17 protein-coding genes are annotated in these 23,475 nt (G+C 60.5%); 2 read left to right on the forward strand and 15 right to left on the reverse strand.

Annotation, left to right across the window (positions count from 1 at the left end; all coding sequences use genetic code 11):
• Positions 1–96 precede the first annotated feature (96 nt).
• The 4 genes from AAAX31_RS05920 to purF all read right to left on the reverse strand — a co-directional run bounded on the left by AAAX31_RS05920 (position 97) and on the right by purF (position 4,337).
• Positions 97–561, reverse strand: coding sequence for a PTS sugar transporter subunit IIA (locus tag AAAX31_RS05920; RefSeq protein ID WP_349076526.1), 465 nt, complete (start codon positions 559–561; stop codon positions 97–99).
• A 153-nt stretch (positions 562–714) separates the two neighbouring features.
• The gene (purN, locus tag AAAX31_RS05925; protein ID WP_117848440.1) at positions 715–1,416 is read right to left on the reverse strand and encodes a phosphoribosylglycinamide formyltransferase; all 702 of its coding nucleotides are present in this window, start codon (positions 1,414–1,416) and stop codon (positions 715–717) included.
• Positions 1,406–2,509 (reverse strand): phosphoribosylformylglycinamidine cyclo-ligase, encoded by a 1,104-nt coding sequence (gene purM, locus AAAX31_RS05930; protein WP_117848441.1) that lies wholly within the window; start codon positions 2,507–2,509, stop codon positions 1,406–1,408. Before purM ends, purN begins: the two co-directional genes overlap by 11 nt.
• Positions 2,510–2,666: 157 nt before the next feature.
• Entirely contained in the window at positions 2,667–4,337 is a 1,671-nt protein-coding gene (purF, locus tag AAAX31_RS05935; RefSeq protein WP_349076527.1) for an amidophosphoribosyltransferase, read from the reverse strand.
• Positions 4,338–4,623: 286 nt separating this feature from the next.
• On the opposite strand from purF, the gene AAAX31_RS05940 reads away from it, so the two are divergent.
• Positions 4,624–5,853 (forward strand): putative ABC transporter permease, encoded by a 1,230-nt coding sequence (locus tag AAAX31_RS05940; protein ID WP_349076529.1) that lies wholly within the window; start codon positions 4,624–4,626, stop codon positions 5,851–5,853.
• Between the two features lie 90 nt (positions 5,854–5,943).
• On the opposite strand, the gene AAAX31_RS05945 is transcribed toward AAAX31_RS05940, so the two are convergent.
• The 10 genes from AAAX31_RS05945 to AAAX31_RS05990 all read right to left on the reverse strand — a co-directional run bounded on the left by AAAX31_RS05945 (position 5,944) and on the right by AAAX31_RS05990 (position 18,847).
• Positions 5,944–6,363, reverse strand: a complete 420-nt coding sequence (locus AAAX31_RS05945; protein ID WP_233504102.1) for a molybdenum cofactor biosynthesis protein MoaE — start codon at positions 6,361–6,363, stop codon at positions 5,944–5,946.
• Positions 6,364–6,427: 64 nt separating this feature from the next.
• Complete coding sequence (locus AAAX31_RS05950) at positions 6,428–7,426, reverse strand: sortase (RefSeq protein ID WP_349076530.1); 999 nt, start codon at positions 7,424–7,426, stop codon at positions 6,428–6,430.
• A 35-nt stretch (positions 7,427–7,461) separates the two neighbouring features.
• A complete protein-coding gene (gene purE, locus AAAX31_RS05955; RefSeq protein ID WP_006235810.1) occupies positions 7,462–7,926 on the reverse strand; it encodes a 5-(carboxyamino)imidazole ribonucleotide mutase in 465 nt (154 codons plus the stop codon).
• A 217-nt stretch (positions 7,927–8,143) separates the two neighbouring features.
• On the reverse strand, positions 8,144–14,506 hold the full coding sequence (locus AAAX31_RS05960; protein WP_349076531.1) for a discoidin domain-containing protein: 6,363 nt from the start codon (positions 14,504–14,506) through the stop codon (positions 8,144–8,146).
• 514 nt (positions 14,507–15,020) lie between these two features.
• Positions 15,021–15,461, reverse strand: a complete 441-nt coding sequence (locus AAAX31_RS05965) for a MarR family transcriptional regulator (protein WP_349076532.1) — start codon at positions 15,459–15,461, stop codon at positions 15,021–15,023.
• Positions 15,462–15,565: 104 nt separating this feature from the next.
• Positions 15,566–15,892: a DUF202 domain-containing protein gene (locus AAAX31_RS05970; protein ID WP_117584044.1), complete on the reverse strand. Its 327-nt coding sequence runs from the start codon at positions 15,890–15,892 to the stop codon at positions 15,566–15,568.
• 196 nt (positions 15,893–16,088) lie between these two features.
• The gene (locus tag AAAX31_RS05975) at positions 16,089–16,916 is read right to left on the reverse strand and encodes a PTS system mannose/fructose/sorbose family transporter subunit IID (protein ID WP_117646152.1); all 828 of its coding nucleotides are present in this window, start codon (positions 16,914–16,916) and stop codon (positions 16,089–16,091) included.
• Positions 16,916–17,773 carry a PTS sugar transporter subunit IIC gene (locus AAAX31_RS05980; protein WP_089572605.1) on the reverse strand — a complete coding sequence of 286 codons (858 nt, stop codon included), beginning with the start codon at positions 17,771–17,773 and terminating at the stop codon, positions 16,916–16,918. Before AAAX31_RS05980 ends, AAAX31_RS05975 begins: the two co-directional genes overlap by 1 nt.
• Positions 17,774–17,844: 71 nt before the next feature.
• The gene (locus AAAX31_RS05985) at positions 17,845–18,333 is read right to left on the reverse strand and encodes a PTS sugar transporter subunit IIB (RefSeq protein ID WP_117584041.1); all 489 of its coding nucleotides are present in this window, start codon (positions 18,331–18,333) and stop codon (positions 17,845–17,847) included.
• 79 nt (positions 18,334–18,412) lie between these two features.
• Positions 18,413–18,847: a PTS fructose transporter subunit IIA gene (locus AAAX31_RS05990; RefSeq protein ID WP_089572603.1), complete on the reverse strand. Its 435-nt coding sequence runs from the start codon at positions 18,845–18,847 to the stop codon at positions 18,413–18,415.
• A 308-nt stretch (positions 18,848–19,155) separates the two neighbouring features.
• Between AAAX31_RS05990 and AAAX31_RS05995 the strand changes: the two genes are divergently transcribed.
• Positions 19,156–19,938: a GntR family transcriptional regulator gene (locus tag AAAX31_RS05995; RefSeq protein WP_158551165.1), complete on the forward strand. Its 783-nt coding sequence runs from the start codon at positions 19,156–19,158 to the stop codon at positions 19,936–19,938.
• 221 nt (positions 19,939–20,159) lie between these two features.
• Here the strand turns inward: AAAX31_RS05995 and carB are convergent, their stop codons facing one another.
• Positions 20,160–23,474, reverse strand: a complete 3,315-nt coding sequence (carB, locus tag AAAX31_RS06000) for a carbamoyl-phosphate synthase large subunit (protein ID WP_349076537.1) — start codon at positions 23,472–23,474, stop codon at positions 20,160–20,162.
• Position 23,475: the final 1 nt, after the last annotated feature.

A 23,475-nucleotide genomic window follows, 5' to 3' on the forward strand; every position in this document is an offset into this window, starting at 1 on the left:
TTGGGGACAGGTTAATCTGCACCATTTTGGTGCAAAGGGGACAGCTCTGGCAGCCGGCAGTTAGGGACAGTCCCCAAGTGCCGACTCAGCCCCACCTTAGAAGTGACGGCGGATGGCGTCGACCATGCCCTGGGGCGTGGTCTGGCCGAGCACGTCGGCTGCGGCATCGGCGTCCATAAAGATGTTCATGAGTGCCTGCAGGGCCTCGACCTGGCCGCCCGGCTCGGCGATGCCCAGATTGATGACGATCTGCGCCGGCACCGGAGCGCCCATGCCAGCCATAGCGTTAAATGTCACGGGCGCGGCGGGCTTCACCACCGCGATATAGGGCTTGGCCACAAACCCCGGATCGGTATGCGGAATGGCAATGTTTGCCGCCGGCATGGCAAGACCCGTGGGATAGGCATCCTCGCGCGTGCGAACGGCGTCGAGCCAACCGGACGCAATGTAGCCACGTGGTGCAAGCTCGCCCTCGAGCCGCGCAAACACCTCATCCGGCGTTGCACACTCCCAATCAAAAAACACCAGCTCAGGCGTAAACAGAGCTTCGTTATCCGCCATGCGCTCACCTCTCTCACCCAGTCACCTGCGACGTTCTTGAATGACTAGTCGTTAAAGACCGTCCCCGATGACTACCCAAAAACAAAAGGTGGCCACGCGCGCCTTGGCGCCAATGACCACCCTGACTACTCGGCTAAATTGTACTGTGCGCCGCTAGCCGCGAGGCGCGTCAATTGCGACCTTGCCGCTCTCCAGCACGTGGACGCGGCCGTCGGCGAGCATTTGCACGACCTCGGGATACAGCACGTGCTCAATCGCGTGGATGTGCTCCTCGAGCGTGTCGACATCCCAGCCCTCCTCAACAGCCAGCGCACGCTGGGCGATGATGGGACCGTTGTCGTAGATCTCGTTGGCAAAATGCACGGTCACGCCAGTTACCTTGACGCCGCGCGCAAAGGCATCGTCAATCGCATGCGCACCGGTAAAGCTCGGCAGCAGCGCCGGATGCAAGTTGACCACGCGGTTGGGAAACGCCGCCAGCAGCGGCGTGTGCACCATGCGCATGTAGCCGGCCATGACCACATACTCGCAACCGCGCTCGAGCAGCTCGTGCGCAATGATCTCGTCGGCGGCGATGGGGTCGGCATAGACATCCTTGGACAGCGTGAGCGTCTGGATGCCCGCGCGCTCAGCGCGCTGCAAACCCTTAGCCGAAGGACGGCTCGACACCACAAGCTCAATCGAAGCGTTGAGCTTGCCGGCGGCGATCAGGTCGATCAGCGCCTGCAGGTTGGTACCCGAACCGCTGATGAGCACACCGATCTTGAGCGGCTCGGCCGTATCGGTGCCGGTCGGACGGGTGTAGGGCACAAAGCCCAGGCTCGCGGCAGCAGTCATCTGCTCGTTAGCGCTCATCGGAGTACACGACCTTACCGGAACCCTCGACGCACTCGCCCACGCGGAACGGCTTCTCGCCCAGCGCGACCAGAGCCTCGGTCACCGCGGCCTCGTCCTCGGGGGCGACGATCAGGCACAGGCCAACGCCCATGTTGAAGGTCTTGCATGCCTCATTGGGCGCGAGCTCGGCCTGGCGCGAGACGTAGGTGATGACGGGCGGAACGTCCCAACCCATCTCGGCGCCGTTACGGGTGACCACGGCGTCAACGTCGTCGGCAAGCGCGCGGTTGAGGTTCTCGGTGATGCCGCCGCCGGTGATGTGGGCGATGGCGTGCACCGGAGCGCCACCGCGCAGCAGCTCCAGAATCGGCTTGACATAGATGCGCGTGGGGGCCAACAGGGCGTCTGCCAGCGAAGCACCGCCGAGCTCCTCGAGCGGACGGCTCAGCTCCTCCGCCTTAGCGGCGGCCTCGGGCGTGCCCGGCTTAATGCCGTCGACGCCGATGACCTTGCGCACGAGCGAGTAGCCGTTGGAGTGCACGCCGGTGGAAGGCAGGCCCAGGATCACATCGCCCGGGCGGACGTTTGCGGGGTCGAGCATCTTGGGACGGTCGACGACGCCCACGGTAAAGCCGGCAAGGTCGTAGTCGGCCGGAGCCATGACGCCGGGGTGCTCGGCCATCTCACCGCCCACGAGCGCGCAGCCCGCGAGCTTACAGCCATCGGCCACGCCCTTGATGATCTTTGCCATGTGCCCGGCCTCGATGTGACCGATGGCAACATAGTCCAGGAAGAACAGCGGCTCGGCGCCCGAAGCCAAAATGTCGTTGACGCACATAGCGACCAGGTCCTGGCCCACCGTCTCGTGACGGTCCATGATCTGGGCAAGCACGAGCTTGGTGCCCACGCCGTCGGTACCGCTAATCAGAATCGGGTCTTCCATATCCTTAAGCGCGGCGGCCGAGAATAAGCCACCAAAGCCACCGATACCGCCGATGACCTCGGGACGGTTGGTGTCCTTAACCATCTGCTTAATAGCGTCAACGGCGCGGCCGCCCTCGGCGGTATCGACGCCGGCATCCTCATACGTCACATGCTTGCTGTCGCTCATCTGAGCCTTCCTCTCCCACTACCGTGGCGCCGCGCGGGCGCCAAACGGTGCTCATAGTTGCGTTCATTTCGGCGCGCGCCATAACAACGCGCGCCGTCATATCAACAAAACAGCAGGTAAAACCTACCAAAATAAACCTGTCCCTACATGGCAGGTTTTAGGCCTCGCCGTGTTCCTCTTCCCAGCTGCGATCGTCGTATTTCTCGACCACGGCGTCGTCATCAACGTGCAGCGGCTTGTCCAGGTTGCGGGGCTTAAAGCCCTCCATGAACTTGTCGCGGCCAAAGCTCTCGGGAATCGCCACGGGGTAGCGGCCGGTAAAGCACGCATCGCAGTAACCGCCCTTGGGCATGACCTTAAGCAGGCCCTCGACCGAAAGGAAGGCCAGCGAATCGGCGCCGATATACTCGCAAATCTCGTCGACCGTCTTGTTGGCGCTGATAAGCTGCGACTGCACGTCGGTATCGATACCGTAGAAGCACGGCCAGATGACCTCGGGCGAGTTGATGCGGATATGAATCTCCTTGGCGCCGGCGTTGCGCAGCATCTTGACGAGCTGCACCATGGTGGTGCCGCGCACGATGGAGTCGTCGATGACGACCAGGCGCTTGCCCTCGATGTTGTCGCGCAGCGGGTTGAGTTTCATACGCACGCCCATGGCGCGCAACTCCTGCGTAGGCTCGATAAACGTACGGCCCACGTAGCGGTTCTTGATAAGGCCCTCGCCAAAGGGAATACCGCTCTCGTGCGAATACCCCTCCGCAGGCGGCAGGCCGGAGTCGGGCACGCCGATGACCAGGTCGGCCTCGACAGGCTCCTCATGTGCCAGCTGACGACCCATGTCGTAACGGCAGGCATAGACGCTCTTGCCGTTCATGATGGAGTCGGGGCGGGCAAAGTAGACCTGCTCAAAGATGCAGTTGGCGGGCTCTTCGGCTGCAGGCACGCCCTGCTCGGATACCAGGCCCTCGGCGCTGATGCGCAAGATCTCGCCGGGACGGACGTCACGGACGTACTCGGCACCCACGATGTCGAGTGCGCAGGTCTCGGAAGCAACGACCCAGCCGCCGGCGCGCGTGACACGGACGGCGGAGTCGACCGTCGCGGCGCCGTCCTGCGACGGCAGCTGCGAAACGGCTGCGGCATCGGCCTGGTCCAGACCCTCGTCCACCAGCTTGCCCAGCACGAGCGGGCGAATGCCGTGTGGATCGCGAAATGCGTAGAGCGCCTGCTCGTTGATGAGCGTCATGGCGTAGCCGCCGCGCACGAGCTCCATGGTCTTGCGAATACCCTCGCGCAGGTGGCCCGTACGCTGGGTAAAGTAGCCGATAAGCTTGGTCGCGACCTCGGAATCCGAATTGGAGAGGAACGGCACGCCCAGCTCGATCAGCTGACGGCGCAGCTCGTCGGTGTTGACGAGGGTGCCGTTGTGCGCGAGCGCGATAATGACGCTATTGATGGTAGAGAGGTGCGGCTGAGAGGCTTCCCAGCTCTTGGCGCCGGCAGTGCCGTAGCGCACATGACCCACGGCCAGCTGGCCGGAGAGCGTCGACAGGTCGGCGTTGGAGAACACGCGGTCGAGCAGGCCCAGATCTTTGCGGACCATAACCGTGCCGCCGTCACCCACGGCGATTCCAGCCGATTCCTGGCCACGGTGCTGCAGCGCACGCAGGCCAAAGTACGTCAGTCGAGCCACGTCGCGATCGGGCGCCCATACGCCGAAAATGCCACATTCCTCATGCAGCTGGTCGGAGTCCGGATCATACGTCGACATGGTGTTCACCTGTCCCGCGGCACGCTCGGCCGCGCGGATGGTTTCTTGAGACATGGTATCCCCTCAGAGCCTCGTATTTTTGGCGTTACCCGCCTTATTATACGCACGGCGCGACGTGCTCCCCAGCGCATGAGCAGCGCTTTTTAAAAGCCCACCGAGCTAATAATCAGTTTTGTTGCCAAACATTTTATCGGTCTGTCCAGTGCAAGCGCCCGCGCCCCCCAGATGGCCGCCGCGTCCACCGTTGGGGATTACAAAGTTGCAATTGGGACGTTCGTCCTGTCTTTTGGCAGGTCGGCGGCGTATCCTTGTACCTACAGCAAAACGAGAAAGGTTATGTATGGATCGAAACGAACTCGACCCCAGCGTCCCCAGCGCCACGGAGGTCAAGAAGATCCCCCTCATCATTAAGGTGTACGCCGTCCTGTGCATCCTGTCCGGCGTGGGCACGCTCCCGTCGGTCGCTGCCTTTATGTGGCAGGTCATCACGGCACTTGTTAACGGCAACGCCACCGAAAAGCTCGGCGACAACACGCTCGTCGCAGTCGGCCTTATCGTCGGCGGCATCATGCTCTCTGCGGCAAGTGCCGTCATCCTAATCATCTTTGGCCTGGACCTTATCAAAAACCAGCGCCGCAACGCCGCCCGCCTGTCCTACATCCTTATTGCATTCACCGTCGTCGAGCTTTTGGTCGACGTGATGCTCCAGGGCATCGGGCCCTTCCTGCTGCGTCCCGCGATCCAGCTCGGCATCCTTGTTGCACTTTCGGCAACCGTCGACCCCACGCTGCGTCAGGAGCGCGAACTGCAGCGCCGCCTGCAGGAGATGCTCGACCGCGACGCTGCCGCCGAGGGCATGCTCGGCCGCGATGAAACCGGCGAGGGCTACATCAAGCTCAACTACTTCAACCTGTTCTGGGTGTTCTTTGTCTGCTGCATACTCGGCCTGATCGCCGAGGACATCTGGCACATGACGGTCGACGACCCGGGCGTCTATCAGAACCGCGCCGGCATGCTGTTTGGCCCCTTCAGCCCCATCTACGGATTTGGCGCCGTGCTCATGACCATGGTGCTTAACCGCTTCTACAAAAAGAACCCCATCATCATTTTCCTGGTGAGCGCCCTGCTCGGCGCCAGCTTTGAGGTGTTCGTGGGCTGGTTTATGCAGACCGCGTTTGGCGTGGTCTCGTGGAGCTACTCGCACATAACGCTGTTCGGTTTGCCCGATCCGCTCGTGGTCCTCACGGGCGGACGCACCTGCACGGGCTTCGCCTGCCTGTGGGGCCTGGGCGGCCTCATCTGGATCAAGCTGCTGCTGCCGAGGCTGCTTAAGCTTATCAACAAGATCCCCTGGAAGAGCCGCTACTCGGCCACCGTCATCTTTACCGTTATCATGCTGGTCGACGGCGTCATGACGCTGCAGTCGCTCGACTACTGGTACCAGCGCGTTAACGGCACGGAGCCGGACATTCCCGTCGCACAGTTCTACGGAGAGCACTTCGATAACGAGTACATGGAAAACCGCTTCCAGAGCATGACCATGAGCCCCAAGGATGCGACACGCGTGTAGCGCCCACCGCGCCCAAAACGCAAAATGCCCGCCGGTATCACACGTACCGGTGGGCATTTTTATAAACGATCCTTCTATCGACGCAAGCCTCTACGCCTCGCGCTCGACCTCACTCACGCATTCGTTCTTAATGGTGCCAACGAGCGCCTGCAGCGCATCGACCACGTGCGGGCGAATGTCCCCGCCGATAAGCACGAGCATGATGTCGTCACCTACGGCAAGCTCGCCGCTTGCCAGCCACACACGCACATAGCCGATACCCGGCATCGCACGCGTCGCCTCGATAGCCGCCTGCACCTTCTGAGCATCGAAGCCAAACACCATGCCGCCCACCTTATGCCCAGGCGCCACGCCATCGGTCTCGACTCCGCGCACCTCAGCCTTGGGCGTCGCGCGCACCACACCGTTATGCGTCAGATACATCCCACAGCCTGCCGCCGAAGCATCGGCCTTGGCCTCGCGCAGCCAAGCATCAATCGAAGGCATCAATTTGCCACTCTCGAGCATCATTTCTCCCTTACCGTCGTCGAGTAGCCAATTTGGGACGGGGCCTTTTTAGCTACTCTCGAACAACTTATTCCTCGACCGGCGTGAGCACCATGACGGCGCGTGTGTTGCTCAGCGACAGCGAACGACAGGTCACAAGCGTTACAACCTTAGTTGCCGAAGCGGCACGATCGGTGGCATCACTCGCCACGGCAGAAGCGCCGTCGAGCATCTCGGACAGGTAGTTCTTGAGTCCGTCGTCGCCCTCAAAATTGGTCGTGCGCGCCTTGGCATACGTGTCCTCGACCACCTTGGTCGCCAGCGGACGCAACTTATACGTCGCATCGCGCGTGATGTAGTACACATATTCAACGCTATCGAACGTTGCCTGGTCAGTCGTATCCGAAATCACGTTGAACATCGACCCATCGTTCATATGGTGGCCGTAGATCGTGGTCTGCTGGTCGACCATTCCCGGCGCGGTGTCATCGCTATCCAAGAAGATGGCACCCGAGGCGTTAGACGTGCCATCGAACAGCGTGTTGAGGTATTTGGAGTTGTTGTTGGTCTGCACCACGGGATAGTTGATGTTGGTTCCCGGCACGTAAATCCAACCCACAATCTCGGGGTTCGTCTGAGCAAGTGCATCAAAGTCGATAATCGGCACGCCGCTGGCGTCCTTATCGCTTACATATTGCTTCTCGATTTTCTGATACGAATCGCTCGCCTGCTTATAGCCAATCTGGGCATTGATAAAGATGGCAGCGGCGGCAACAATCAGACCGATGCCCACGATGATGAGCAGAATAGGAATGATGGAGCGGCGCTTTTTACGCGGCGACTCGGTGTAATCCGACGGCGTGGCATGCGATGAAGACCGGGGCGGCTTCTTAGCGGTGCTATAAGATGAAGGTCGATATGCGGCCGGCGCGTCCTGTCGACGATGCGTCGCCGGTGTCACGGGGCGCGGCGTGCGCGGCTGCTGAGGAGAGGATGTCCGACCCTGCTGTGCCGCATGGGCAGCACCCGGCTTCGACGGATCGGGAATCTGAGAAGCCTTGAATCGTTTTCCCTGATAGTCGGACATGGCTCTCCTTATACTGCGGTGAAACGGCGGAACGCCTAGGCGTCAGCCATCTCCTGCTTCATCTTCTCGATAACCTTGCGGTACTCGGGGTCGCATGCGCCCAAGATCTGCGTGGCATAGATGGCGGCATTCTTGGCGCCGTTGATGGCAACGCAGGCCACGGGTACGCCCGAAGGCATCTGCACCATCGACAGCAGCGAATCCATACCGCCCAGGTCACTCGTCTTCATAGGCACACCGATAACCGGCAGCGGCGTAAAGGCAGCCACGACACCACCCAGGTGAGCAGCCTTGCCGGCGGCGGCGATAATCACTTTGATACCGCGATCGGCGGCAGTCGAGGCCCACTCGTGGACCTTCGCCGGCGTGCGGTGTGCGCTCGCAATGACGAGCTCATAGGGCACACCGAGCGCCTCGAGCTCGGCGGTGCAGCCTTCCATAACACCCAGATCGGACTTGGAGCCCATGATGATCCCGACAACCGGCTTTTGATCTGCCATAAACAAAGACCTCCTGTTGAGAGCGGTGACGCGGCGAATCCGCGACCCTTAACTGCAAATAATTCAAGTATAGCCGCCGATGCTGATGTGTTCGGCGGGAGACGGAACGCTTTGCGAGATTAAGGCCGAAGGGTCGGAGCTTTCCGCCTACATTCAAAAAGCGTGCCCACCGTCCTTGGGTGGGACGGCGGGCACGCTTGCTTAGCTGTTGCTGGGGCTACTTAGCCTTGCTGCGACGATGGAAGAAAGCGCCGATTGCGGCGATGATGGCGCCAAGACCACCGACGGTCGCGACGGTCGCCGCCGTCTGGTCTCCGGTATTGGGAATCGCCGAGCCGTTCTTCTTGCTGCCCTGGGCCTTGTCGCCTGCGGGCTTGCCCGCCTGGTTGCCGGAATCGGCATCCTTGAGGCTCTCAATGGCCAGCTTGAGCTGGCCATAGGCCGCCTGGATCTGGGTGTCGGAAGCATTCTCATCACCCAAGACGTCCTCGGCGTAGGTAATGGCATCCGTCAGGACCTTGACAGACTCGGCCGTCTTGCCCCTGGTGTCAGTCTCCTTCGCCTGCTTGACCAGGGCCTTGAGCTGCTTCTTAGTCGGATTCTCGACCGGGGCCACCGGGGTCTTCTCGAGCGCGCCGCGGGCGCTCTCGAGCGCTCTGAGCGCCTGGTCGACCTCGTCCTGCGTGGCGTTCTCGTCGCTCAAGATGGCGCGGGCGCTCGCCAGGGCGTTCTCGAGCGCCGTCCAGGAGGCCTCGGTGTAGTCACCGGCCTTGAGGTCGCCGGCAGCAACCTCGGCATCAACCTTTTCGATCGCGGTAGCGAGATCATCCTTCGCCACCGGATCGAGGACGGCCGTACCGTAGAACTTGAGCTCTGCCATGCTGCAGTAGGCATCAACGTCGCCTCCGCCGGCGTGAATCACCTTGACGGTCACGTAGCGACCGCGCGCGGCGCCAAAGCTCATCTGTTTCCAGTCGCCACGGTCGGTGAGCACGCGGCCGTCGTTGTCGAAGGCGAACGTACCCATCGACGCGGCGGTGCCCATCTCATAACCGTCGGCAGTGTCGGAGACCAGTATCTCGGCCTCGAAGATATCGCCGTTAGTGCCGCCGTCCTGGCGCGGCAGGAATGTAACGTCGGTGAGATCGTAGTCGCGGCCCAGGTCGACACTCAGATACTGGGGCATACCGGTCCCATGGGCCCAGTCGCTGTGCCAAAGCGTCCGCTCGTCGCCGTCGAGAGCGTTGACGGCGTTGCTGCCCTCGTAGTCGGCCTCACTCGAGAAGCGGGCCACCTTGACGTTCTTGCGGTTCTCGGGCGTGTTGATGAGAATCTTCTCATCGACAGGGCGCATCTTGAGGCCGTCGATTGCCTTCTCGATCTTGACTGTGGCGTCTGCGACATCCTTCTTGCTATAGCTGCCTTGGCCGCCGTCGAGGAGCTTCTGAGCCGCCTCGACCGCAGTGGTGAGAGCTGCATAGGAATCCTTAGTGTAGACGGACTCGCTGTAGCCCGCGGCCTTGGAAAGCGCTGCCACGAGCGCAGAGGTATCGACACCAGCCTTGACCTCGACCTCATAGGATGCGGTCTTGGAGGGGTCGAGTACCGACGCCACCGTGATCTTTGCCTTGCCGGCCTTGTTGGCACGCAGGTAGTAGCTCACGCTATCGCCAGCCTGAACAGCGGAGACGCTTACCACAGAGGGGTCGGAGCTCTCGACCGTCACATAGGGGTAGCCGGCGCTCTCAGGCGTAGCCTTGGCGTCGACGAGCGTAACGTCGCCTTCAAAGAACTCGGTCTGGTTCTTGCCTAGCTCGACACCCTCGATGGCCTCGACACCCTGCGTGTAGTTGAAGTTGACCTCACGCAGTGTGAGCATCTGGTCACCCGATGCCTCAAGCGGCGTGACCTCGACCTTGGTCGCCTTCTTGCCCTTGTTCTCGGCAGAGAGGCCAAAGGCGTAGCGAGCCCGGAAGGAATCGTACTCCCCGCCCGCGAACTCTTGGGTCGAGCCATCCTCGAACGTCACGACAGCCTTGATCTTCTGCACGGTTCCGTTGCCACCGTTGCGGTTAACGACCTCGACACTATCGAGTTTCGACGGCGTCTTAAATGCGAATGTCATCGTGGTGGGAAGCTTCACGTAACTCGGAAGCTTACCCTCGCTGTCCCAGTTGCCGCTCCAGTTCCATAGGAACTCAAAGCCGTTGTCGCCCTCGTTATTATCGAACAGCGCGTTATAGCTCTTCTGCTGGATAAGTTTCTCGACGTTGGTCCCGTCGTCGGTCGTGAGCTCATCGTTGGTCATCGTGATGTTGAAGGCATCCTGACCGTACTCGGCGACCGTTGGCTGAGGAACATCCGGCATCGTCACCGTGCCGTCGCTCGCAAACTCAAGTGCGTCGCATGCCGGACCGATGAGCCAAGATGTCGAGGGCAGTTCGACCTTGCCGGCGGTCTTGGCCTTGAGCTTGAAACTCGCCACCGCGCCGGTACCGTTGTAGAGCTTGCCATCGCCGCGGTTGGCAAAGGCGAGATTGATAGTCTGCGTTCTGTCCGCGAACTGGACCTTCTCGCGAGACAGGTTCTCCATGCCGGCAGTCGAGCCGTCCTGCGCGATGCTCTCGGACACAAACTCGAACTGGTCGCTCTTGAAGTTGACGAGAGCGCCCAGGGCGTTGACGTTCTTGGCGTCGGCCGCATAGACATCAACGGTGATCTCATCACCGGCCTCGACCTCGGTCTTGCTCGGAATCACCGCGAGCGAACCTGCGAGCTTGCCCTTTTGTTTAGTGCCGCCGTCAAGACCCGCCATGGTGAACGAGTAATCGTAGACGTCGTAAACGCCGTTATCGTTGAGGTCGGCGAAGTGGTCGCGGATCTGCGAACCGAACGTCGGGGTATCGGGCTCGCGGTTCTCGAGGCCCAGATAGTTCTTCATGTTGGAGTAGTCTCCGTCGGAGATCGTGGCCTTGTTGAGGTTGGAGCCCACGGCGAAGCCATCCGTGCCGTCGGTCTTGTAGATGGCAATCTCGGACGCGGAGAAGAAATTGCCGACCGAGGCGAGCGGTGTCATGCGCACGTAACGGGCGGCCACGGTGCCGTCAAACGCTACCGTCTTACAATCAGCGGAACGTGCCCAATCGACCTCCTGGCTCGTCCAGTGGACGCCATCGAGACTCGTCTCAACACGCATCTTGGTCACAGTGCCGTTGCCGGCGTCATCGCGCGCATAGTACTCGAGCTTATCGAGCTTGTAAGCGCGTCCATAGTCAACGGTAAGCGCCTTGCCTAGATCGTTGCCACCGGAGTGGAAACCGCCGTCGCCCGACTGGAACTCATGGTCGAAGGCAAGCTCGGCCTTATGGCTGCCGTAAAGTGAGCCCTCCCAGGTGATTTCCTCGGCGTCGGGGACGTTCCGCCACGGATCGAGTGCGGAGTTCGCCTCGAGCACATCGCTCCAGGCGGAGTAACCCTCGGCGTTGCGTGAACGAATCTGGTAGGTGTGCTTGCTATTGTAGGCGAGGTCGGTGTGCGTGAACTCGGCCGCATCACCCACGGCAAACACAGTGCCGTCGACCTTAAGGTCGTAGGAGGTAGCACCATCGACCTTTCCCCAGGTGAGCTTGATGCTCGTTGGGGTCGTGACGTCCTCGGGGGCAGCAAGGTTCGTGGGTGCGGAGAGGTTCTCGTTGAGGCGATCGGCCGTGAGCGTAGCGTCGGCGTTCACGAAACCGCCCAGCTCGAGCGTCTGCGCCGCCGCAGCAACATCGGTCTTCGCGAACTTGACGTAGACCTTGGGGTTCGTGGTGATCTTGGTGTTGTTAAAGCTCTCGCCCCGCTCGGCCTCGGTGCCGTCCACATCGCTGCCGTAGTGGTTGAGGTTAGGGGTCTCGCTGTAGAAGTAGACCGCCTGGCCGGCCTCGGGGGTCGCGGTGTCAAAGGTCTCCTGCGAGTCGACCTCAACCACGTTGAGCGCGGATCCGCCGTTCTTGGCGACGACGCTCATGGGCTTGGCGGACACGTTGGCCACGAAGGTCGTGGTGCGATTGGAGTCGTAGCCGTTGTAGCCACCCTGCGAGGCTTCGGCGGTAAAGGTCGCGGTGCCGCCTGCGGCCTTGGATCTGTAGACGGTGCTCACATGCTCACCGTAGGAGATATTGTCGATCGTACCGTAGGAATCGTCCTCAGTCGTGTTGTTCTCGATGGAGGAGCCGTCGTCCTCGTACTGCGTAAAGGTGCCGTCGCCCTCGGTGGCGAAGAACTCGACGATACGCTGGCTGCGGTCGGTACCCTTGGTGTTGGTGTCGCTCACGGCCTCGGGGTTGTTGTTCTCGGCGTACATCGGCACGATAGCGTTGGCCTTCACAAACAGCGGCAGCTTCCAAAGCGGAGCCTCGTAGTTGTTGAGAACCTGGCCGCCGCGATACTGCTTACCCGAGAAGTAATCGATCCAGATGGTGGGATTCTCGTCGGTGCCGTAGTTGGGGAGGTAAATCCCATTGCGAATGTCGTTGCCGTTCTCGTCTGCCTGGGTATCCTGATACACCGGTGCCACTAGGAAGTTCTCACCGAACATATACTGGTACTGCGTCGAGGTGCTTGCGGCGTACTCGGAGTTATCGGAAAGCAGCATGGCGCGGATCATGGGCAGGCCGGCATCGCCGTTACCCGTGTCGATGTTGGCCGCCGAGGCCGCGCTCGTGTAGATATAGGGCATGAGCTGCGCCTTGAGCTTGAGGTAGAAGCGCGAGATGCCTGTGTAGGGATCGCCGTGCGTCATGGGCGATTTACGGTAGGTGCCCCAACCGTCCATGTCGAGCATAGAGGGCGTGAACGTCTTCCACTGGTAGTCACGCGCAGAGATGATGGGGTCGCCGCCAAAAATGCCATCCATGTCGGAGCCGATGTTGGGGTTGCCCGAAAGACTCTGACCGATATACGTGGGGATATGGAAGCGAATGTACTCCCAGTTACCGCCATACTGGTCGCCGGTCCAAATGCCACCAAAGCGCTGCGTGCCGGCCCAACCATCGAGCGTGATGATGTTGGGGCGCTTGTTAGCGCCGGTCGTCACCGTGTCATAAGCTGTCTTGATGCCATTAAGACCAAAGGAGTAGCCAGATCCAACCCAGGCAACGTCGGTCTTAAGGGTAGTGATGCCTCCCGTCTTGACCTCGGCGTCGAAGTCGCGAAGCAGATGCCACGGGGTCTCAGGGTTGCTGTCGGGCTCAAGGTTGGACTGGGTCCACAAGCCCGTGCTCACACCCTTTGAGTTGGCATACTCGGTGAACTTCTTAAGGTTGTCGACGTTGGCACGCACAGCGTTAAGACGGTCGGCCGAGCTCGCTCCGTCGGAGTTGACGCCGCCGGTCTTGTAGTAACCGTTCTGGCCATAGCCGGCGCCGTAGCCGTCGTTCGGCAGGAACCAGCCGAGCGGCATGTCGCTGTCCTCGTAGTCATCGATAACCTGCCGAGCAGAGAACTGGCGGTCGAAATCGGTCGCTTTCATGTTCTCGGTATCAACCGTAGGGCCCTCACCGTTGAGCGTCTCGGCCGCAAGTGTGCCGTCGAGCTTGTAGCCCGTCGACATGCCAGACTCGTACTTAACGCCGCCCTTCTCGCTCGAGGACTTGCTGCCCTTGGTCTCCCACTTCTTTTGACCCGAGGTCGTTGACCAGCCATCACGGTTATAGGCATTAAGATGACCAAGGTAGAACCCGTACTCGGGCAGCAGTACCGGGTTACCGGTCACCTTGTAGTAGTCCTGCAGCATCTCAGTTGCCACGTTCGAAGCTCCCTCGTTGGTCGCCACGAAGTAGTAGGCATCAAACTCATTCTCGCTGTGCAAAGTCGTGACCGTCGATGAGTCCGTGGAACCGAAGTCGTAGGAACCCTCTGCAAACGTGTTTCGGAGCACGCCGTAGCCGTCACTCGTCCAATAAAACGGGTTGGGCGAGGCAACGCCGCCATCGGTCCAGTTGTTCGTGTTGGAGATGGCGATGGTCTGGTTGGTGTGCAGGAAGCGTCCGTTCTGGGTGCCGCCGCCAAAGAAGTTCTCGGACTTCTCCTTGGCGAGCGTCTGGACGGTACCCTTCTTATCAAGGTCGAGGGACGCGGACTCGGAAACCACGACACGGTCGCCTGACTTGATACTCATCTTGCCAGTCGCCTTGTCCAGGATCACGGTCGCCTTTCCGCCGGTGATCTCGATAGTGTCGCCCTTGTCGGCAACCGTCGCACTCGGCTTGCTGTAGGTGTCCGAGGTATCGGGCTGAGCCTGGATCTTAGCCGTGTGGGACTTACTGCGCGGCGTGGCGTACTCGGAAAACTCACCCTTGGGGTCGACGTTATAACGGAAAATACCGTCCTCGAGGAACGTAATACGGCCCTTGATGCCGTCAGCGAAATCGATGTCGACGACATTCGAGGCAGACTGGGACACGGTCGCCGAGTCGACGCCCTTGAGTGGCGTGGCAATCGCCTGCTGGGGATTGGCAAACACGAGCGTCGCTGCAGTGGCAACGAGGACCGCGCTTCCCTTCACCCACCGTTTCGTAAAAATGGAATTCCTGCGCATCTGGTCTCCTTTCTTCCGACATGCTGAGGTGCCGAGGACGCCCCCCCCCGGCAGCATGGGAAAACGTATCAAACGGAGATGTTCGGTACATTCCGCACAATGGGGGCCACCCGTTACCAAGGGGCCAACTGGTAGTAACCAGATAGCCACCTACTAGGTCATATCAACATATGGGAGCACTTGCGCACCCAAGTTCGGAATTCTCCCAGCGGTAGCAAAATAAGCGTCAACGGCAAGGTGGGCTTAATAAGCCATACCAATTGGTTCTTCAGTCAAATACCAATCTAGCAAAAATGTACTGTTTATCTGGTATTACACAGACCATACCTTTCCCTCGGGAACTGGGCTTCGCGAAGTTTCCCGAGGGAAAGGCTCAGCCGCCATCCTGCAACCTACCGGGGATTGCCATGACGTACGTTGGCTGATTTGGTTTGGAATGAGATGTTGACGGTGGCTGATGGGCACAACTGTCCCGGGTGCATTTCAAGATGCACCTAAATGTCTGTCTTTATCCTTATAGATTGTCCAGGTAGTCGTCGGCATCATAGGTAAGGCTGTAAGCTTTATTCAGGATGCGCACGAGCTCCTGGGCATCGTGCTCGCCGAGCGCTGAGAGTTGTTTCGAGAGCGATGCCACACTCTCGGCATTTTTTTTCGCCGCGAAATCACGGCCTTCCTCGGTAATGCTCACCAGCACACGCCGACGATCGTTTGGATCAGTCCTGCGCTGAACGTAACCCTTACTCTCGAGTGAATCCAAGATATGCGACATGCGCGCACGGGAGAATTTCAGCTTCTTGGCAATCTCGGAGGGAATGACATCACCGTCAATACCCGATAGATACTGTAAAACCGGTGCCTCGCCCACACTGGCGCCGCCGGCAACACTCAAGGATCCCTTGGCAAGGGAACGTGAGTACACAATCAGTTTTCGAGCGACGTCATCGTAATCCACTGGGGATATTGTCCTTTGCAACTCTAGAAGGGCCATAAAACCGTCATTTGCCGTACATTAGTTAACATTCGCAACAATTATTTATGATACCCCAACGCGGAAGTCTATTGCTCGTCCTTCTTGCGTCGCATAAGCTCCTCAACGTCGATACCCGCGGCCTCGAGCATACGCTCAACATTCTTTTTGGCGTTGGTCGTGCCAACCTTAAGCACAATCGAAAGCGGAGTGCCCACCACCAGGCACACGATGCCCGCGGGGACGCCCCAGCCGGGGCCGCCCTGCATACCCCACATCCCCACCAAAAAGCCAATAGCCACGAGCGAATAGCCCAGGCGCAGCCAAACGTTGAGCCGCTGAATAGCATCGGTCTGCATCTTTGCCTCGCGGATCAAGTCGTCGCGCGAAAGGTCGTGTCCGTGTTTCTCGTGCATATGGGTCCTCCTCGTGCAAAGCGTGCATCATGTGCAAGTACATCGTTTTTCGAATACGTCATCTTTCAAGAGCAATATAGCGGGTGTCGTGTAGGCGATGGAGGTCGCTGGCCATATTGCCCTTGAAGGGCGGCGCAAAATCAGAAGGCCGTGCGGTTGAGGCCGCACGGCCTTACAGGGGGCCAGGGGATGATGACTAGTAGCTCAGTGCCGGGTCGAAGAAGCCAATGAGAACGCCCACAAATGCGATCACAACGAGGATCAGCATCATAACGATGGGGTTGACCTTCTTCTTGGTCATCATGTACCAGCAGAAGATGATGAAGATCATCGGCAGCAGGTGCGGATAGATGCCATCGAGCGTGTCCTGGAACTTACCGCCGCCGGGCAGCACCAGGTTGGGGCTGCAGGTGATGGAGACCCAAGTTGCGCCCACGGCACCGATGACCATGGTACCGACCATCACGATGGAATCACGCAGAGCCTTGGCCTTGGGGCCGACGAGGGCCTCGACCGCCTTGCCGCCGAGCTCATAGCCCTGGTTGTAGGCAAAGCGCATGCCAAGGAACATGAGCAGGTTCCACACGACAATATAGAAGATGGCGCCGAGCGGGGAGCCGCCGGTCGAGAGACCGAGGGCGATACCGAGCAGAATCGGGATCAGGGTACCGACGATCAGCGAGTCGCCAAGGCCGGCGAGCGGGCCCATGAGGCCGGCGCGGATGCCGTTGATGGCGTCGTCGTCGATGGCCTCGCCGTTTGCGCGAGCCTCCTCGAGGCCGGCGGTGACGCCGACAATCATGGTGCCGATCTGCGGCTCGGTGTTGAAGAACGCGGAGTAGGTCTGGAGGGCCTGCTTCTGCTCCTCGGGCGTGTCGTAGAGCTCCTCGACAATCGGAAGCATGGCGCACAGGTAACCGAAGGTCTGCATGTGCTCCTGCGAGAAGCAGGTCAGGTTGCCATAGGACCAGTTACGGAACGACTTGGCAAGCGTTTTCTTAGAGAGCTTTTTCTTCTCTGCCATTAGATGTCCTCCTCTTCCTCATCATCTGAACCCGAGGCGATAGCTGCCTTGGGAGCGTTTGCGAGGTCGATCTTGAGCGAAGCGATCTCATAGTTGATCAGGGCGAAGAAGCAGCCGATGCCGGCAGCGGCGATCAGGTTGCAGCCCATAACAGCGGACAGGGTGAAGCCGAAGAAGAACGTCAGGAAGTCCGTGGGCTTAGAGATGACCTGCTTGAGCAGGATGGCGATACCGACGGTAGGCAGCAGCGAGCCGACGGTAAACAGCGTCTTCATCGCGATGCCGTCCATGGGCATGTAGGTCTTCATGAGGTCGACCATGGCGGTGCCGCCCATGGTGATGATGAACGTCGGGAGGAACGAGCAGACGATGTGACCGATCCAAGGCAGAACGTTGTTGACCAGGTAGAGCTTGTGGAGATCGCCCTTCTCGAGCCACTTCCAGCCCATGCCCTGCCACACCAGGTTGATGGTGGCGGTGCCATAGAAGAGCACAGTGCCGAGCGTGCCGACGGCGGCACCGAGGGATGCGGCCATGCCGGCAGCCTCAGCGGAGGCGGGATCGATGCCCGAGTTCTTGATGGCGAGGATCGCCAGCGGGATACCGATATAGGACACGGCGCGGACGTCGGCGGAGACGGTTCCGCCGGGGGTCACGAGAGCGATGTAGACAACCTGGATGGCAGCGCCGACGAGGATGCCCGTCTGCATATCGCCCATGATGATGCCGACGATGAGGCCGGCGACCAGAGGACGACCCAGAGTGTAGTTGCCGATCGTCGTGCCGCCCATGCCAGGCAGTGATGCCAGGCAGGCGAACAGGCCGAACAGCGCGGCTTGGAATGCATTGATTGCCATGCTTTCCCCTTTCTTTATTCCTCAGCCCCTTTCCCCAGGGCTGTAGGTACCAAAATGCAGCTGGCGCCTAACTAGAAGCCAAACTGACCGCGGAACTTGGGCCACTCACCAATGGATTTCTCCTTGATAAGGGCGAACTCGACCGTGTAGCCGGCGTTGGTGAGATCCTCGAGCGCCTGGGCCTCTTCCTGCGTGATCGACTGGTTGTTGCCGAGCTTGGTGGCGCCGGGACGGTCGTTGCAGGGGCCGACGATGATGCGGTCCATGCCGGGCTTAAAGCCAAAATCGACGAGAAGTTCCTTCATGTCGAGCGGGTTCTTGGTGATCAGGAAGTACTTGGTGTTGGACTTGAGAACCTTCTCGGAGACCTCCTTGAAGTGCTCCTTGGTCCACACGAACGTCTTCTTGCCCGAGGCACTCTTGTAGGCCTCCTTGAGCACGGGATTGGACGCCGCGGCGTCGTTGACGGCGATAAGACCGTCGCAGGGATACTCGAGGGCCCAACGGGTAACGGTCTGTCCATGGATCATACGGTCGTCAATGCGGATGAACGAAATCATGCGTTCTCCCTTTCCTTATCACCGGGGGTCTTTCCTCTTAACCCCCGCTCCATCACGAAAATTGGGGCGGATGCCCTGCCTAGATGTCGTCGTCCTCGTCGTCGGCGTCATCGGTCGGGACAACGAGCTCGGACATACCGTTCTTGCCCTCCTGCAGCATCATCTGCTTGAGGGAATCCAGGTCCATGGTGGCAAGCCCCATCATGGCGGTCATAGCCATGGGCAGATTCATACCGCCGAAGGCAATGGTGTGGGCGAGCAGGCCCTTCTCGGCCAGCGTGTTCATGGCATTGGTGAGCGGCGATCCGCCCAGGATGTCACCAAGCAGGACAACCTCGTCATCGGCGGTAACGGGAGCGAGCATCGCCTTGACGTTCTCGACATACTCGTCAGCGCCCATGCCGTCCACGAGACTCGTCGACAAGATGTTCGGGGCGTCATTGCCGAGCATCTTGAGGACACTGTGCAGTCCGGGAGCGAGCGTTCCGTGACTGACCATTACCAGATACCGCATGCGGTCTCCTCTCGACCTGCCGTGTGTCGCACGGCTTTGCTTTTTGCTGAGATTATTGTTGCGCCGGGGCATGTTCGGTACAAGAAAATAGTTGCGAACGGCAACTATTCGTCGGTTAACGGTAGCAACTATTTTTGTGCCTAAATTATTTTTTCTTCTAATTATTTTTAAAATAGCAGGTAGATTGCCTGATAAATGTTTTATGTTCCTTATGTACCATACATACCAACAAGAATCGGGCCTGACATCACCGGTTTGTCCCGCAGTGTCAGACCATGTCACGTATGCTCACGACATGGAGGTACCTCATGGATATGATCTCGTTTCTCGCCTCCGAACCCTTCGACCGCAGCGGTGATACGCCGCTCTATGTCCAACTTAAACATCGAATCGCCCTGCTTATCGCCAGCCAGGCGTTCGACACCAAGACGCCGCTGCCACGCGAGCTCGAAATCTGTGAGCGGCTGGAGTTATCGCGCGCGACCGTGCGCCGTTGCTTCCAAGATCTCGTCATCGAGGGGCGCGTGGTGCGCAAACGTGGGCAGGGCACGTTCATCAAGCCCCAAACCTCAGCACCCGGCATCGACCTGGCCCTGAATTTCAGCGCGCGGATGCGCGAAGCGGGACGGGTTCCGAGCTCGCAGATTCTCGCCTTTTCAAGCATACCGGCCGTCCGCGGCATCGCCTCTGGGCTCAAAGTGCCCGAAGGGACACCCGTCTGGGAGATTCGCCGCCTGCGTCTCGCCAACGACAAACCCATGGAGCTCAACTACGTCTATATCCCCGTGTCACTTTGCCCCGAGCTCACGCGCAAAGACGTGGATGGCTCGCTCTACGCCTATATCGCGGAAAAGACCGGCATCCTGCCCGCAAGCGTCGATGCCGTCTACGAGACGGTCAACCTCGACAAACATGAGGCGCGCCTTTTGGGACAGAACACCGGTAAGGCGGCGATGCGCATCGTGCGTTCGACCTACGACAAGACGGGAACCCCGTTCGAGGTAGGCGTGCTCATCAGCTGCGACGGTCAGGCAAAGCTGCACGTGCACATCGCCGCCGACAAAACAACCTTCACCGCCACAGCCCAATAAATCCAAAACGTGGGCGCCGTCGTTCAAACGAACGGCGGATCCCACACTCACTTTTTATTCAGCCCTAGTCATCACGCAAAGCCCCTTCCGCAGCACACGGTGCGGCCAAGTCACCGCAGGCCGGGGCGGGAGGGGCCGAGTTTTCTCCTGAGCGACTCTGCTTGCAGCCGGAGCGAAAGGGGGAAATCTCGGCCCCTCCCGCCCCGGCCGACCAGGTCACATTACACCGTGTGCTGCGGCAGGTCCTGCAGGGCGATGACGTCCATGCCCATGTCGTTGGCGCTGCCGTGACCCTGCTGGTCCTCACGCACCGCCTCGATGGCACTCACGTACGTATTGGCGGCAGACATCGCGGTCACGCAGGTCACGCCACGGCGCACGGCCTCGGTACGCAGCAGATATCCGTCGCCGCGCGAGCCCGGGCCGTACGGCGTGTTGACGATTACCGCGATCTTGCCATCGGCGATGAGGTCACCAATGTTGGGACGCTCGCTGTCGTGTGGGCCGCTGATCTTCTCCACGACTTTGCACGTCACGTTGCCGCCGCGCAGCACGCGCGCCGTACCCTCGGTGGAGCAGATGTCAAAGCCCAGGTAGCGCAGGATACGCGCGACCGAAAGGATGTGGCGCTTGTCGCGATCGCACACGCTAATGAACACCTTGCCGGCGCTCGGGTCGGGCAGCTTGTAGTCGATCGCCAGCTGCGTCTTGGCGTATGCCTCGGGATAGCTCTTGGCGATACCCATGACCTCGCCCGTCGACTTCATCTCGGGACCCAGGATAACGTCGGCGCCCGGGAAACGACCCCAGGGCATAACGGCTTCCTTCATGCAGAACCAATCGAGCTGACGCTCGTCGCTCGGCAGGCCCAGGCTGGCGATGGAATCGCCCGCCATGATACGCGCCGCACACTTGGCCAGCGGCACGCCGGTGGCCTTGGAGATAAACGGCACGGTGCGGCTGGCACGCGGGTTGGCCTCGATCACGTAAACGGTCTCGCCCTTGATGGCGTACTGCACGTTAACCAGGCCGCGTACGCCCAGCGCCATCGCGATGCGGCACGTGGTCTCGCGAAGCTTTGCCTGCAGGCTCTCGCTAAAGCTGAACGGCGGGATGCAGGTCGCAGAGTCGCCGGAGTGAATACCGGCCTCCTCGATATGCTCCAGGATACCGCCGATATAGACCTCTTCGCCATCGCACAGGGCGTCGACATCGGACTCGATCGCGCCCTCCAAGAAGCGGTCCAGATACACCGGGTAGTCGGGGCTAATGCGCGCAGCCTCGGCCATGTAATCGCGCAGGTGCTCGGCATCGTAGGCGATCATCATGCCGCGGCCGCCCAGCACGTAGCTCGGACGTACCAGCAGCGGGTAGCCAATGTGCGCGGCGACGGCCTCGGCCTCCTCAAACGAGGTGGCCTGACCCGCCGGCGGGTACATGATGCCCAGCTTGTCGAGCAGGGCGGCAAAGCGCTCGCGGTCCTCGGCAAAGTCGATGGCATCGGGCTTGGTGCCCATGATGTTGACGCCACTCTCCTCGAGCATGCGCGCCAGCTTAAGCGGGGTCTGGCCGCCAAGCGTCACCACGACGCCGTCGGGGCGCTCAACATCGATAACGTCCATGACGTCCTCGTAGGTAAGCGGCTCAAAGTAAAGGCGGTCGGACGTGTCGTAGTCGGTCGAGACGGTCTCGGGATTGCAGTTGACCATGATGGTCTCAAATCCGCGGGCCGCCAGCGCATAGCTCGCATGCACACAGCAGTAGTCGAACTCGATACCCTGGCCGATACGGTTGGGGCCGGCGCCCAGGATCATCGCCTTGGGCTTGTCCGCCGGCGTGGTCTCGTCGGGAGCCACGCACTTCTTGGCATCCGGACTCGTGCGGTAGATGTTCTCGTACGTCTTGTAGTGGTACTCCGTGGCGCTCGAGAACTCCGCAGCGCAGGTATCGACCGTCTTCATGCTGGGAACCACGCCAAGGCCCTTGCGATAGGCGCGCACAAAGCGCTCGTCCGAGCCGGTCAGCGCGGCGATCTCGGCGTCGCTCGTGCCGTACTGCTTGAGCAAGCGCATCGCGTCGGCGTCGATATCCTCCACACGCAGGCCGCGGATGCTTTCCTGGACCTGCACCATGTCGTTGATACGGTTGAGGTACCACGGATCGATGCCGCAGATGGCATGGATGCGGGTGATGTCCCAGCCACGGCGCAGGGCCTCGACCACAAAGAAGATGCGGTGCTCGGTCGGGGTGCCCACGGCCTGGGCGAGCTCGTCGTCGCTCAGCTTGTCGGCACCCTCCTTGCCACCGGCGCAGATACCCTGGTGACCGTCCTCCAGCGAGCGCATGGCTTTGCCGAAGGCCTCCTCAAAGGTGCGGCCAATCGCCATAATCTCGCCCACTGCCTTCATGCGCGTGGTGAGCGTGGGGTCGGTACCCTTGAACTTCTCGAAGGCAAAGCGCGGCACCTTGACAACGCAGTAGTCAATCGTGGGCTCAAAGCAGGCAGGCGTTGCCTTGGTAATGTCGTTGACGATCTCGTCGAGCGTGTAGCCCACAGCCAGGCGCGCGGCGGCCTTAGCGATGGGGAAACCCGTGGCCTTGGAGGCCAGCGCGGACGAACGGCTCACGCGCGGGTTCATCTCGATGACGATCAAGCGACCGGTCTGGGGGTTCACGGCAAACTGCACGTTGGAGCCGCCGGTCTCGACGCCAATCTTCTCCAAGATGGCGAGCGACGCGACACGCATGCGCTGATACTCAAGGTCGGAGAGCGTCTGCGCCGGCGCCACAGTGATGGAGTCGCCGGTGTGCACGCCCATGGGGTCGAGGTTCTCGATGGAGCACACGATGATGCCGTTGCCGGCGTGGTCACGCATAACCTCCATCTCGTACTCTTTCCAACCCTCGATGGACTCCTCGACCAGCACCTCGTGGGCGGGCGAGAGTTCCAGGCCCTGGCTCACGATGGAGACGAGCTCCTCGTGGGTGTGAGCGATGCCGCCGCCGGCGCCGCCGAGGGTAAAGCTCGGACGCAGTACGCAAGGATATCCCACGCGCTCGGCGATGGCCTCGGCGTCTGCCACGCTGTAGGCATAGCCCGAGCGCGCGACCTCCAGGCCGATCTCGGCCATGGCCTCGTTAAAGAGCTTGCGGTCCTCGCCGCGCTCGATAGCGGCCAGGTCGCAGCCGATCATCTCGACGCCGTACTTGTCGAGCGTGCCGTCCTTTGCCAGTTCGACGGCGGCGTTCAGACCGGTCTGGCCGCCCAGCGTGGGCAGCAGCGCGTCCGGGCGCTCTTTCTTGATTACGCGCTCGATAAATTCGGCAGTGATGGGCTCGACATAGGTGCGGTCGGCCAAGCCCGGGTCGGTCATGATGGTCGCCGGGTTGGAGTTGACCAGGATGACCTCAAAGCCATCCTCCTTGAGCACCTTGCAGGCCTGGGCGCCGGAGTAGTCGAACTCACAGGCCTGGCCGATGACGATGGGGCCCGAACCAATGACGAGGATACGCTTGATGTCAGTACGCTTCGGCATG

Source organism: Collinsella sp. CLA-ER-H5 (assembly GCF_040092375.1).
GTDB lineage: Bacteria > Actinomycetota > Coriobacteriia > Coriobacteriales > Coriobacteriaceae > Collinsella.